The 12,483-nt window shown below is 71.6% G+C and carries 10 protein-coding genes; 5 read left to right on the top strand and 5 right to left on the bottom strand.

The window, feature by feature from the left end; translation table 11 throughout:
- The first annotated feature begins 52 nt into the window (after positions 1–52).
- A complete protein-coding gene (locus ACOJV7_RS17385) occupies positions 53–1,339 on the top strand; it encodes a DUF1479 domain-containing protein (protein ID WP_420191494.1) in 1,287 nt (428 codons plus the stop codon).
- Positions 1,340–1,497: 158 nt separating this feature from the next.
- Here the strand turns inward: ACOJV7_RS17385 and ACOJV7_RS17380 are convergent, their stop codons facing one another.
- Complete coding sequence (locus ACOJV7_RS17380; protein WP_420191493.1) at positions 1,498–2,826, bottom strand: PucR family transcriptional regulator; 1,329 nt, start codon at positions 2,824–2,826, stop codon at positions 1,498–1,500.
- A 77-nt stretch (positions 2,827–2,903) separates the two neighbouring features.
- Here ACOJV7_RS17380 and ACOJV7_RS17375 point away from each other — a divergent pair, with 77 nt between their 5' ends.
- From ACOJV7_RS17375 to ACOJV7_RS17360, 4 genes are all read left to right on the top strand, one after another.
- On the top strand, positions 2,904–3,599 hold the full coding sequence (locus ACOJV7_RS17375; protein ID WP_420191492.1) for an oxamate carbamoyltransferase subunit AllH family protein: 696 nt from the start codon (positions 2,904–2,906) through the stop codon (positions 3,597–3,599).
- A complete protein-coding gene (locus ACOJV7_RS17370; protein ID WP_420191491.1) occupies positions 3,596–5,092 on the top strand; it encodes an FdrA family protein in 1,497 nt (498 codons plus the stop codon). The genes ACOJV7_RS17375 and ACOJV7_RS17370 overlap by 4 nt, the downstream gene beginning before the upstream one ends.
- Entirely contained in the window at positions 5,089–6,525 is a 1,437-nt protein-coding gene (locus tag ACOJV7_RS17365) for a YlbE family protein (protein ID WP_420191490.1), read from the top strand. The genes ACOJV7_RS17370 and ACOJV7_RS17365 overlap by 4 nt, the downstream gene beginning before the upstream one ends.
- 64 nt (positions 6,526–6,589) lie before the next feature.
- Positions 6,590–7,453 carry a bifunctional methylenetetrahydrofolate dehydrogenase/methenyltetrahydrofolate cyclohydrolase gene (locus ACOJV7_RS17360; protein ID WP_420191489.1) on the top strand — a complete coding sequence of 288 codons (864 nt, stop codon included), beginning with the start codon at positions 6,590–6,592 and terminating at the stop codon, positions 7,451–7,453.
- Between the two features lie 90 nt (positions 7,454–7,543).
- On the opposite strand, the gene ACOJV7_RS17355 is transcribed toward ACOJV7_RS17360, so the two are convergent.
- From ACOJV7_RS17355 to ACOJV7_RS17340, 4 genes are all read right to left on the bottom strand, one after another.
- Positions 7,544–9,010 (bottom strand): S8 family peptidase, encoded by a 1,467-nt coding sequence (locus ACOJV7_RS17355; RefSeq protein WP_420191488.1) that lies wholly within the window; start codon positions 9,008–9,010, stop codon positions 7,544–7,546.
- A 323-nt stretch (positions 9,011–9,333) separates the two neighbouring features.
- The gene (locus tag ACOJV7_RS17350; RefSeq protein WP_420191487.1) at positions 9,334–10,377 is read right to left on the bottom strand and encodes a glutathione synthetase; all 1,044 of its coding nucleotides are present in this window, start codon (positions 10,375–10,377) and stop codon (positions 9,334–9,336) included.
- Positions 10,374–11,543 (bottom strand): peptidase MATCAP family protein, encoded by a 1,170-nt coding sequence (locus ACOJV7_RS17345; RefSeq protein WP_420191486.1) that lies wholly within the window; start codon positions 11,541–11,543, stop codon positions 10,374–10,376. Before ACOJV7_RS17345 ends, ACOJV7_RS17350 begins: the two co-directional genes overlap by 4 nt.
- Positions 11,540–12,361 carry an N-formylglutamate amidohydrolase gene (locus ACOJV7_RS17340; protein ID WP_420191485.1) on the bottom strand — a complete coding sequence of 274 codons (822 nt, stop codon included), beginning with the start codon at positions 12,359–12,361 and terminating at the stop codon, positions 11,540–11,542. Before ACOJV7_RS17340 ends, ACOJV7_RS17345 begins: the two co-directional genes overlap by 4 nt.
- Positions 12,362–12,483: the final 122 nt, after the last annotated feature.

Raw genomic sequence — 12,483 nt, 5'->3', positions numbered from 1 at the left:
CATGTCAGGACTCCTAACCAATGAACGACCGAGCACAGAGGAGTGGTCGAGGATGACCGCGAACGTCGAGGCCCAGCCGCTGCCGCACTGGGAGACCAAGCCCGAGGACGTCACCGGCGCCACGGTCGAGATCAAGCGCGCCCTCCGCGCCCGGATCGCGCAGAGCGGGCGCACCGTCGAGGAGCACTTCGCCGAGCTCGAGGCACGCATCGCCCGCCGTGTCGAGGCGATCAAGGCCGAGCGCGAGGCCGGCGAGCAGGTCTGGCCGGTCATCGACTTCGCCGACATCGAGGCCGGCACGGTCCCGGCCGAGCTCGTCGCCAAGGTCAAGGAGCGCGGCTGTGCCGTCGTGCGCGGCACGTTCCCGCACGAGCAGGCGCTCCGGTGGGACCGCGACATCGTCGACTACACGACGCGCAACAAGTTCTTCGAGACCTACTCAGGGCCGGCCGACGACTTCTTCGCGAGCGTGGAGAGCACGCCCGAGATCTACCCGATCTACTGGTCGCAGCCCCAGATGGAGGCGCGCCAGAGCCCGCGAATGGCCGCGGTCCAGGGCTTCCTCAACAGTCAGTGGAAGCACGAGTCCGAGGGCAGGCAGTGGTTCGACCCCGACCGCGACTCGCTCTATCCCGACCGCATCCGCCGCCGGCCGCCGGGCACCGACTCCGCCGGCCTCGGCACGCACCTCGACACCGGGTCGATCGACCTCTACATGACCGAGGGCTACCAGCAGGTCTTCCGCCACCTCTTCTCCGGCGACGTCGCCAGCTACGACCCGTGGGACGCCGCCCACCGCACGGACGCGGTGAACTACCCGGCGTCGACGATGTGCTCCGCCTTCCGCACCTTCCAGGGCTGGACCGCGCTCTCCGACATGGGTTCCGACCAGGGCGTGCTCCACACGGTGCCGATCCCCGAGGCGATGGCCTACCTCATGCTCCGCCCGCTGCTCGACGACGTCGCCGACGACGAGCTCTGCGGCATCGCGCACAACCAGACCTTCCCGATCTCGTGGAAGTGGCACCCGCTGCTCATGGAGGCGGTCTCGGGCATCCCCGACGTCCAGGCCGGCGACACGGTGTGGTGGCACTGCGACCTCATCCACTCGGTGGCTTCGGTTGAGGACCAGGTCGGCTGGGGCAACGTCATGTACATCCCCGCCGCACCGTGGTGCCCCCGCAACGAGGCGTATGCCGTCTCCGTCCGCGAGGCCTTCCTCACCGGTTCCAGCCCCAGCGACTTCCCGGAGGAGCACTACGAGCGCGACTGGGAGGGCCGCTTCCAGCCCGAGCAGCTCAACGAGATCGGCCGCCGCGGCCTCGGCCTCACCGACTGACCTCGCGACCGCCCCGACCGGCGCCCCATTTCCCGCCCCACAGACCCCGACTTATTGCGAGAAAGCGACACTTTCTGGGCCTTTCGGCCCCGAAAAGTGTCGCTTTCTCGCAATAAGTCGACCGGGTTGGGCGCCGGGTTGGGCCCGGGGCCAGCGGGTCAGACGCCGCGCATCTGGCGGATCCGCAGGGCCAGGGCCAGGGTCAGCCGGAGCTGCGGGTCGGTCGTGAACGGCCCGAGCATCTGCTCGAGCTTGGCGATGCGGTAGCGGAGCGTGTTGTAGTGGAAAAAGAGGATGCGTGCGGTCTCGGCGACGTTGAGGTTGGTGTCGAGCAGAACCTGGAGCGTCTGGCGCAGGTCGGCGTAGGACGTCTGGTCGTCGGTCGCGAGGTCGCCGAGCGCCTCGTCGACGAACGCCCGCAGGTCCGCGGAGTCAGGGATGAGCGAGAGCAGGCGATAGATCCCGAGGGCGTCGAAGTGCATGACCGCCGACTCGCCCTGCATCTGCCGTCCGACGGCCACCGCGCGCAGCGCCTCGGAGTAGGCCCGCGGGATCTCGGCGACCGACTCGACCGGTCGTGACACCCCGGTCGAGAAGGAGCGCCGCCCGCCGCCTCCGTCACCACGCACGACCTTGATGACCTCGCCGACCGAGCGCATGACGGCGTCCTGCTCCCCGTCGCCGCCGCACGGCGCGGGCATGAGGGCGACGACCTCCTGCGAGAAGCCGGCCACCGGAGCCTTGGGCTCGCGGGTTCGCACGGCCTGCACCCACGCCCGCACGAACCGGTCCTGCAGCGAGCGCACCTCCTCGCTGGCTCGCGACGTGTGCGAGTCGTCCTCGTCGGTCTCGGCGACGACGACGACCATGCGGCGGTCGAGGTCCCAGCCGAGCGAGGCGGCGTGGGCCACGGCCTCGGCCGGCGCTCCCACACGCCCGACGAGCGTGTCGCGCAGGAACTCGGCGCGGTACTTGCCCTCGACCGCCGAGACCGCCTGCTCCTTGGTGATGGCGAGCGCGGCGACCGTCGCCGCTCGCTCGAGCCCGTGGACGTCGGTCGTCGTCAGCACGACACCGGGGGTGAAGACCGCGAGAAGCCCGTGGTCGGAGGTGCCGGCGACGATCCGCACCATCGTCCGCTCGGACTTCGCGTCGCCCGGCTCGCGCACGCCCACCGGCTCGTCCTCGACGATGAGCCGCCCGGTGCGGTCGAAGCAGTCCAGCGAGATCACCGTCGCCACGTCGTCCTCGGACCCCGCCTTCGTGAGCACGCGACCGTCGGTCGTCGCCACGAGGGCAACGCCACCGAAGAGCTCGACGAGTGACTCGCACAGGTCGCCGAGGGACCCGCCGCGCAGCACGGTCTGGACGAGGATGCGGTTGACCTCGTCCTCGCGTCGCAGCAGCTCGGCCTGGTGGTCGACGACGCGCCGCAGCGACTCCACCGTCGCGCCGTCCTCGACGGTGCCCGGGCGCGCCGATGGCAACTGCTGGCCTTGGACAGCCGGATCGTTGGCAACTTTCACCATCCGGTCAGAGTAGCCGCGCTGGCTAGCGTCGTGGCGTGCATCCCAGAATCCCGGCCGCGGCCTCACCGCTCACGCTGGGACTCCTCACGGGCACGCCCCGTCCGGCCGTCGTCCTCGCGGCGTTCCCGACGGCGCTCTACCTCGGGCTGCCAGAGCACGCGACCGTCCTGCCGGTCGTCACGAGCGACGCGCTCGTGCTCCCGACCGCGGTCCGCCTGCCTACGCCGGGCCCGCGCGACTGGGGCGTCGCCGTCGGTGACGTCGTCAACGTCGGTGGCTACGTCGTGTCGCTGCCGTCGCACGGCATACGGGTCGTGCGGTCATGGCGACCACGTCAGGTGACCGCGGCGCCCCGGCTCCCCGACTGCTACGACTGGTCCCCGCTCCTCGACGACGTCGGTCTGGGGGAGGGGCTCACCCCGCGGGCGGACGACGTCCTGTGCGGAGCGCTGCTCGCCGCGCGTGCACTCGGCCTCGACCTGCCCACCGAGCTGCCGCTCACCCGCACGACGAGCCTCTCGGCATCGCTCGTGGCCGCCGCCGCCAAGGGGTATGCCGTCCCGGCCGTCGTCGACCACGTCACCTCCGTGGCCGCCGGGTGCGCGGACATCGACTCCACCCGCGCTCGGGTCCTCGCGATCGGCCACACGTCCGGCGAGGCCCTCCTCGAGGGTGTCGACCGCATCCACGAGTTCGTCAACACCCATCTGCCGGAAGGAATCCCGTCGTGAGTGTCACCCACGTCGACGTGCGCCGAGGCGCCTACCACGACTCCGTCACCCTGCTCCAGGTCTCACGCACCGTCGCCGACGTCGACGGCGTCGAGGCGGCGCAGGTGGCGATGGCGACCGAGCTCAACGTCGAGGTCCTCGGCGGCATGGGCTTCGACGTCCCCGAGGGAGCGAGTGCCAACGACCTCGTCGTCGCGGTCCGTGCAACCGACGACGCCGGTGTCGCCGCGGGCATCGCCGCCGCCGAGGCCGCCCTCTCTGCGCGGTCCACGACGCCGAGCGGCGGCTTCGGTGACGCGCCCGCACCCAGGACGACCGCCGCGGCCGTCCGCGCCGGCAACGCCGACATCGCGCTCATCTCGGTGCCGGGCCGCTTCGCCACGGCCGAGGCCCTCGACGCCATTGCGACCGGCGCCTCGGTCATGCTCTTCTCGGACAACGTCCCGGTCGAGGACGAGGTCAGGCTCAAGGACGCGGCGGCGGCCGCCGACGTCCTGGTCATGGGCCCGGACTGCGGGACCGCCGTCGTCAGCGGCGTCGCCCTCGGCTTCGCCAACGTCGTCGGCGCGGGCCCGATCGGCATGGTCGCCGCCTCGGGCACCGGCGCCCAGCAGGTCATGTGCCTGCTCGACGCCGCCGGTGTCGGCATCTCGCACTGCCTCGGCGTGGGCGGCCGCGACCTCAAGGACGCCGTCGGCGCCCGCTCCACCCGTCAGGCGCTCGCAGCCCTCGCCGCGGACCCGTCGACTACCTCGGTCGTCGTCGTCTCGAAGCCGCCGGACGAGGCCGTCCTCACCGACCTCGAGGCGTATGCCGGCGGGCTGGGTCTCCCGGTCCGCTGGGCCACGCTCGGCGCGGGACGCCCCGACCTCACCTCCGCGGTCGAGGCGCTGCTCGAGGCCGAGGGTCGCGAGGTGCCCCAGTGGCCGGCCTGGGTCGCGAACGACGACCCGGCAGCAAGGTCGGTGCAGGGCAGCCTCCGTGGGCTCTTCTGCGGGGGCACCCTCGCGGACGACGCGATGCTGCTCGCCGCCGACGCGCTCGGCGACATCCGCTCCAACATTCCGCTGCGCGACGACCTCGCCCTCGGCGCCGACCTGCGCGACGACGGCCACCTCGTCATCGACTTCGGCGACGACGGCCTCACCCAGGGCCGGGCCCACCCGATGATCGACCCCACCCTGCGCATGGAGCGGATCGACGCCGAGGCCGCCGACCCGACGTGCGGCGTGCTGCTCCTCGACCTCGTGCTCGGCCACGGCGCCCACCAGGACCCTGCCGGCGAGCTGGCCGACGCAATTCGTGGGGCCAAGGCGGCAGCGAAGGCCGGTGGGCGCGACCTGCCCGTCGTCGTCTCCGTCACCGGCACCGAGTCCGACCCGCAGGGACTCACCCGCACCGCCGAGACGCTCGCCGCTGCCGGCGCCTCGGTCTTCCTCTCCAACCGCGATGCCACCCGGCACGCCCTGTCCTTCCTCGGGAGCGCGCGATGACGACGACCACCTCCACCGGACCTGCCACAGGCGCGGCACCCCTGCGCGGCCTGCTGTCCGCAGAGTCCCCGACCGTCGCCACCGCCGGTGTCGGGCTCTTCGCCGACGCCCTGCGCGGTCAGGCCGTCACCGTCGTCGAGGCCGACTGGCAGCCGCCGATGCCCGGCACCGAGGGTGACCTCGCGCGGGTCCTGGGAGACGCGCGGCGCGCGGAGGCCAACGCGACGGCATACGCGCGGATGGTCGCCGCGGGCGCCGAGCTCTGCGACGTCAAGCAGGCCAAGGACGCACTGGGTCTCGAGCGCGGGACGTTCCTGCACGCCGGGCCGCCGATCGAGTGGGAGCGCATGTCGGGCCCGCTCAAGGGCGCACTCATCGGCGCCGTCCTCTTCGAGGGGCTGGCCGACGACCCCGAGGCGGCCGAGAAGGCGCTCGCGGCAGGGCAGTTCGCGTTCGAGCCGTGCCACCACCGCGACGCGGTCGGCCCCATGGCCGGCGTCGTGTCGCCGTCGATGTGGATGTACGGCCTGCGCGACGAGGTCCACGACGCGTGGTCCTGGTGCTCGCTCAACGAGGGCCTCGGCAAGGTGCTGCGCTACGGCGCCTACGGCCCCGAGGTCGTCGACCGCCTGCACTGGATGACCGACGTGCTCGGCCCGATCCTCCAGCAGTCGGTGCGCGCGACCGGCCCCTTCGACATCCGGTCGATCCTCGCGCAGATGCTCCAGATGGGCGACGAGGGCCACAACCGCAACCGCGCCGGCTCGCTCATGCTCCTGCGCGAGCTGCTCCCCGGCATGATCACCGCGAAGGCGTCGTCGGACGACATCGCCGAGGCGGTGCGCTTCTCGGGCGCCAACGAGCACTTCTTCCTCAACCTCGGTATGCCGGCCTGCAAGCTCGCGACGATGGCCGCCCACGGTGTGCCCGGGTCGTCACTCGTGACGACGATGGCGCGCAACGGCACCGACTTCGGGATCCGGGTGTCGGGCACCGGCGACGCGTGGTTCACGGGTCCGGCGAACACCCCTCAGGGCCTCTTCCTCGGCGACTACGGACCCGACGACGCGAACCCCGACATCGGCGACTCGGCCATCACCGAGACGGCCGGCATCGGCGGGTTCGCCATGGCGGCGGCCCCGGCGATCGTGAAGTTCGTCGGTGGGGACGTGCCGTTCGCGCTGCGGGCGACGCAGACGATGTACGAGATCACCCTCGGCGAGCACCCGATGTACCAGGTGCCGATCCTCGACTTTCGCGGGACGCCGACGGGGATCGACGTCGTCTCGGTCGTGCGGACGGGGATCCTGCCGCAGATCAACACGGGCATGGCCGGACGGGTCGCCGGCACCGGTCAGGTCGGCGCGGGACTCGTCACGCCGCCGGCCGAGTGCTTCCCCGCGGCGCTCGCCGCGCTCGCCACCCGCGCCTGACCCCCGCGGTCCGGGACGCAGGGGTGGGGCAGCCGGCGGCCGGTGGTCTGGGAGGATGGCGGCCGTGACGGCTCAGACACTGGACGGCAAGGCGATCCTCGCGACGATCAAGGAGGAGCTGCGCGGTCGCGTGGCCGCCCTCGCCGAGCGTGGCATCACCCCGGGGCTCGGCACCGTGCTCGTGGGTGACGACCCCGGCAGCGCCTGGTACGTCGGCGCCAAGCACAAGGACTGCGCCGAGATCGGGCTGTCGAGCATCCGGCGCGACCTGCCGGCGACGTCCACCCTCGACGAGGTGCTCGACGTCGTCCGCGAGCTCAACGCCGACCCGGCGTGCACCGGCTTCCTCGTCCAGCAGCCCACCGGGCTAGACGAGAACCGCATCCTCGCCGAGGTGGACCCCACCAAGGACGTCGACGGCCTGCACCCGATGAACCTCGGCTGGCTCGTGCTCGGGAAGGATGCGCCGCTGCCCTGCACGCCCGTCGGCGTCGTCGAGCTGCTCCGCCGCCACGACGTGCCGATCGCCGGGGCGCGGGTCGTCGTCGTCGGCCGCGGCATCACCGTCGGCCGCCCGCTCTCGCTCATCCTCACCCGCCGCTCCGAGAACGCGACCGTCGTCCAGTGCCACACCGGCACCGTCGACCTCGCCGCCGAGGTGCGTCGCGCCGACATCGTCGTGGCCGCCGCGGGTGTGCCCGGCCTCGTCACCGCCGACATGGTCAAGCCCGGTGCCGCCGTGCTCGACGTCGGCGTGAGCCGGGTCGTCAAGGACGGCAAGTCGGTCATCGCCGGCGACGTCGCCGCCGATGTCGCCGAGGTCGCCGGCTGGGTCAGCCCCAACCCGGGCGGGGTCGGGCCGATGACGCGCGCGATGCTCCTCACCAACGTCGTCGAGATCGCCGAGAAGCAGGCCGGCATCCGCTGACCGCACCCGTGACGGCACGAGGCCCGTGTCCCTCAGGGAGGGAACACGGGCCTCGTGGTTCAGCCGGGTGTCAGCTGCTCAGGAGCGTCGTCACGGGGTGACGGCGTCCAGGGCGTCGACGAGGCCGGAGCCGTAGTAGCCGAAGCCGTTGGCGCCGCCCTCACAGGTGGCGTCGTTGACCCCGTCACGGTTGGCGTCGTAGAACTCCGGGCAGGCCAGGGTGTCGGCCTCGCGCTCGAGGGTCTTCATCGCCTGCTTGGCGTTCAGGCCGGTGTCGGTGCCACGGATCAGCGCGACGACGCCCGCGGCGTGCGGCGAGGCCATGGAGGTGCCCTGCTTGTAGCCCCAGCCGCCACCGACGACGGTCGAGAGGATGCGGCCGTTCCTGTCGGGGGTGTCCGCGGCGACGCGCGAGTCGCCACCGGGGGCGGCGACGTCGACGACGTTGCGACCCCAGTTGGAGTAGTAGGACTTGACCGCCGTCGGGCCGACAGACGAGGTGGTCACGGTGTTGCCGACCTCGGTGGGCATGTCGTAGCAGCGCTGGTCGGTGTCACGCGGCGTCGGCTCGGGCGTGTTGTTGGGGCTGCCCGTGTCGGTGATCGGCTTCGAGAGGTCCCAGGCCGAGTTGCCGGCGGCGGCGACGTTGACGACGTCCTTCTTCTCGCTGTACTTCAGCGCGCGCTCGACGGCGAGGATCGCGGCCTTCTCGTCGAGGTTGGCCTTGCACCACAGGGCGTAGGGGTCGATGTAGTAGGAGTTGTTGGTGACCTCCATGCCCTTGTCCGCGGCCCAGATGAAGCCGCAGATGGCGTACTCCGGGTAGATGTAGCCGGCGTCCTCGACGACCTTGACCGAGGCGAGCTTGACGTTGGGGGCGACACCCACGATGCCGACCCCGTTGCGGGCGGCGGCGATGGAGCCGGCCACGTGCGTGCCGTGGTCGGACGTCGTGGGCTGCCACTTCGTCGGGCTGGTGTTGGGGACGCCGCGGTCGGTGCAGTCGACCGACTGCGATGCGTCGACGTTGGCGGCGAGGTCGGGGTGGTCGGCCTCGACGCCGGAGTCGAGCACGCCGACGGTGATGTCGCGGTTGCCGTCGGTCTTGAGGTGGGCCTTGTCGGCACCGATCTGGCGCATGTCCCACTGGTTGGCGTTGAGCGGCTCCTTGGTGTCGTCACCACCAGCAGTGCCGGGGCCGAGGCCCTTGACCGAGCCGTCGGGGACGATGGCCGAGGCGGGCTCGTAGGCCTGCATCGCGCGCGAGGGGCCCGCGGCGACGATGCCGGGCGCGCTGCGCGCCTTGTCGTCGAAGGTGTCGTCGGTCGCGCTCGCGACGACGACACCGATCTGCGGCCACTCCTGGACGACGGTGCCGCCCGCGGCCTCGACGGCGGCGACGGCCTTGTCGGTCCCGGTGCCGCCCTGGGCGACGAGGAACGACGTCTCCCCGATCGGGGCTGCCCCGGCGGGAGCGGACGTCATGGCGGTCGCGGCAACGGCACACGTCGCGGTGGCGGCGATGGCTGCGGCCTTGCGCATGAAGGTCGAGTTCACGTTTTCCTCCTGGTTGTGGGCCGCCCCATCGCGGCCCCACGCAAACATTGCCGACTCGTCAGCGGGGAATCAATGGGTGTGCACAAGATTTTGTGCAATCCATACCTCGCCTCCCCTCTCACGCCGGTATGCCGTCCGCCCACCTGGGTGCGGCGGGAGGGCAAACGGCATGCCCAGCCGTGCCGAACGGGAGGAATCGGCGAGCTGTGCACGGTGCCGAACAGGAGGAATTGGCGAGTTGTGCACGGTGCCGGCTTGGCGGGACGGCATACCGGAAAGGGGGGGTGGGACCGGCCTCAGAGAGCCGCGAGGCGCAGGTTGCCTCAGAGGGTGGCGAGGCGCAGGTTGGTGAGCTCGTCGGGGTAGTGGCGCCTGATGGCGAGCTTGCGCTCGAGGTCCTCGATGATCGGTGGCGCGTAGTCGTGGCCGTAGAGCTGCTGGCACGAGCCGAGGCCGCCCGGGCTGAAGACGTTGACCTCCATGAGCTTGTCGCCGACGATGTCGAGCCCGACGAGGAACATCCCGTCCGCGACGAGCTTCGGGCGGACCGCCTCGACGAGCTCGAGCATCTCCTTGGTGATCGCCACCTTGCTCGCCTTGCCCCCCGCCGACATGTTGCTGCGCAGGTCGTCGCCGCTGCTCTTGCGGCGGAACGCGGCGATGCGGCCGTCGACCTCGAGCGGCCGGCCGTTCATGACGAACATCCGGACGTCGCCGTCCTCGGCGGCGGGGAGGTACTCCTGCGCGACGACGTAGCCGTCGCGCGCGATCGCCTCGATGATCTGGCTGAGGTTGGGCGACTCGTCGCTGTTGACGAGGAAGACGCCGCTGCCGCCCGAGCCCTGCAGCGGCTTGAGCACCGCCCGCCCACCCAGGTCGGAGATGAAGGTGGCGATGCGGTCCTCGTCGCGGGAGATGAGGGTCTGCGGCCGAACCGCCTCGGGGAAGTGCTGGAAGTAGGCCTTGGACAGGGCCTGGGCAAGGTTGGTCGGGTCGTTGACGACGAGGACGCCGGAGGCGGCGAAGAGCTCGCCGAACGCCACGGCCGCGGTGTTGGCCCATGGCCGGTCCTCCGCGTCCTCGGCCGGGTCGTTGCGCAGCATGACCACGTCGAACTCGCCGAGCGGGAGCCGCTCCTCCACGTCCGGCTTCTGCACGTCGTCGAGGTAGCGCTCGAGGGAGCGGTAGTTCTTGGCCTTGCCACCGCGCGCCCGGGCCGTGAGCGACCCGTCCGGCTCGTAGGCGAAGTCGCCGATGCCCATGAGGTAGGCCTCGTGTCCCATCTGCGTGGCCGCCATCGCGAGCCGCGTCGTCGTGTAGACGGGCTTCTCGCTGTGGACGTCGTTGACGACGAATCCGATCTTCATGCTGCTCCTTCGATGAGGCCCGCCACGTCGTCGGCCCGGTCGGCCGCGGCGGCGAGCCGGGTCTGTGCAGCGGGGTCCTCGAGGTAGCGAGGGCGCAGCCGTGGGGGGTTGAGCACGCCTCGGTCGTCGAGGTCGCGGATGAGCGGCAGGTCCTCCAGCGAGAACTTGCCGAGCCAGAGCAGGTCGAGCTCGCCGCCGCCACGCAGGTGGACGAGGAGCTCGACGAGGCCGCGCAGGTAGATCGCGTCCTTGCTCAGGCCGCCCGAGCGGAAGGCGCGCATCGTCGTCGTGAACGCGCTGTTCTCGGGGAAGCCCTCGTCGACGAGCGCCCGCCACGCCTCGACGAAGTCGGCGCCGGAGTGCATGCGGTGCACGGTGAGCACGCGGGCGGCGAGCTGGCGCAGCCGGAAGGGCGTGAGCTGACCGCAGCCGATCTCGGCGAGGACGGCGAGCCCCTCCTGGGTCTCGTCGTAGCCCGCGAGCCCGGACCCGAGGACGCGCACCGGCTGGGCGGTGCCGTTGACCTGCGTGACCAGGTGGGTGCCGACCTCGTGCTGGATGAGGGCGTTGGCACGCGACACCTGGACGGCGGAGTCGGTGTCGATGAGCAGGGTGTTGCCGCTCACCATGACGCCGTTGACGTCGTCGCGCATCTCGGCGTGGATGTCGATCTCGGGGTCGACCTCGCGGTAGTGGTCGATCTCGGCCTGCGCGAGCGCGAGGAACGCGGGGGCGTCGAGGCTCTCGCCGGGGCCCTCGGTGCGGTGGACCCGGTCGAGGATGCTTGCGGCCTGGGCCCGCAGCTCGGGCGACGCGGCGCCGTAGAGCTGGATGCTCAGGGCGCTGAAGTCGTCGGTGTCGCGGGCCTTGAGCATCTCGATCTGGAGGGCGAGCTCGCGGTGCTTGGCGCGCAGCAGGTGCCCCAGCGTCGGGTCCTCGACGGACGCGACGTCGATGTTGTCGAGGGCCTTGGCGAGCACGTCAGGCGACACCTCGAGCGGCCGGTAGGTGAACTCCGGCGGCCCGACCCGTCCCTCCGCGAACTCCTGACGGACGTGGTCGGCGTTGACCGGCGTGACGTCGAGCAGGAACTGCATGCTGCCCGCCGTCTGGGCGAGGGTGTGGTCGATCGCGAGGTCCGCGACCGACAGCTCGGTGCGGCTCATCCGCGCGCGGGGCCCGAGCCGTCACCACGGGCGGCGAGCGCGCGCAGCACCGGGTCGACGGTCTGGCCGAGCGCGCGAGAGAGGTCGGCGATCCGGGTGTGGTCGGGGCGGCCGGTCCACTCGTCCATGTAGGTCTTCTTGAACTCGAGCGCGAGGGCGACGCCACGGTCGGGGTAGCGCTCGTGCACCCAGGCGCAGAGGTTCGCGCCCTTGAACCGGACGTTCTCGCGCACGTCGATCTCGCCGCCGGCGGTGTCGGTGCTGGCGAGGGTCGACATGAAGACGTCGACGACGTCGCCCCAGCGGTCGCGGTCGAGCGAGCCGGTGCCGACGTTGACCTCGGGGTTCTCCTCTCCCGGGGCCTCGGGCTCGTCGGCGCCGTCACGGCGGTGGTTGTAGGAGTGGACGTCGTAGAGCACGAACGGGCCCCGTGCGGCCACCGCGTCGAGCCGCTCGCCGAGGGCGGTGTAGAAGGCGTCGTGGACGGCGAGAGAGCCCTCCGTCAGGTCGTCCGGCAGCTGCGACTCTCGCCACACGTGCAGGTCCCAGGCGTCCTCGGGGCGTCGGTAGACCGCCTGCTCGCGGGGCCGGTTGAGGTCGATCTCGAAGCGCGACCGGTGGACGACGACCCGGGCCGGGCACTCGGCTCCGATGAGGTCGGTGAAGGGGTCCTCCTCGCGCAGCCGGGTGTCCTCGTCGAGCACGAGGTGCGAGGCGATGTCGTCGCGCAGGTCGTGGCCGGTGTGGATCGCGGTCGCGACGAGCTGTCCGCTCCAGTCGCCGCTGAACGAGAAGGCATCGGTGCTGGTCGGGGGCATGCGCCCTGTCTACCCGACGGTCGTCGACGATGGGGGCAGACCTGCGGGCCATCGTGTACCCGCGACCTCGGGGCGCCAAACGTCCGTATCGCGAGCGATAGCGTGGCGGCGTGAACGGGCGG

This window comes from Knoellia tibetensis, from assembly GCF_048606415.1.
Taxonomy (GTDB): domain Bacteria; phylum Actinomycetota; class Actinomycetes; order Actinomycetales; family Dermatophilaceae; genus Knoellia; species Knoellia tibetensis.
The sequence above is the reverse complement of the archived record's forward strand: the minus strand, read 5'-3'. Positions and strand labels throughout refer to the sequence as shown.

Bases quoted from the DNA above. Each gene is read 5' to 3' on its own strand.
- ACOJV7_RS17340 (WP_420191485.1), bottom strand. From the start codon at position 12,361: ATGCCCCCGACCAGCACCGATGCCTTCTCGTTCAGCGGCGACTGGAGC.
- ACOJV7_RS17365 (WP_420191490.1), top strand. From the start codon at position 5,089: ATGACGACGACCACCTCCACCGGACCTGCCACAGGCGCGGCACCCCTG.
- ACOJV7_RS17350 (WP_420191487.1), bottom strand. From the start codon at position 10,377: ATGAAGATCGGATTCGTCGTCAACGACGTCCACAGCGAGAAGCCCGTC.
- ACOJV7_RS17385 (WP_420191494.1), top strand. From the start codon at position 53: ATGACCGCGAACGTCGAGGCCCAGCCGCTGCCGCACTGGGAGACCAAG.
- ACOJV7_RS17345 (WP_420191486.1), bottom strand. From the start codon at position 11,543: ATGAGCCGCACCGAGCTGTCGGTCGCGGACCTCGCGATCGACCACACC.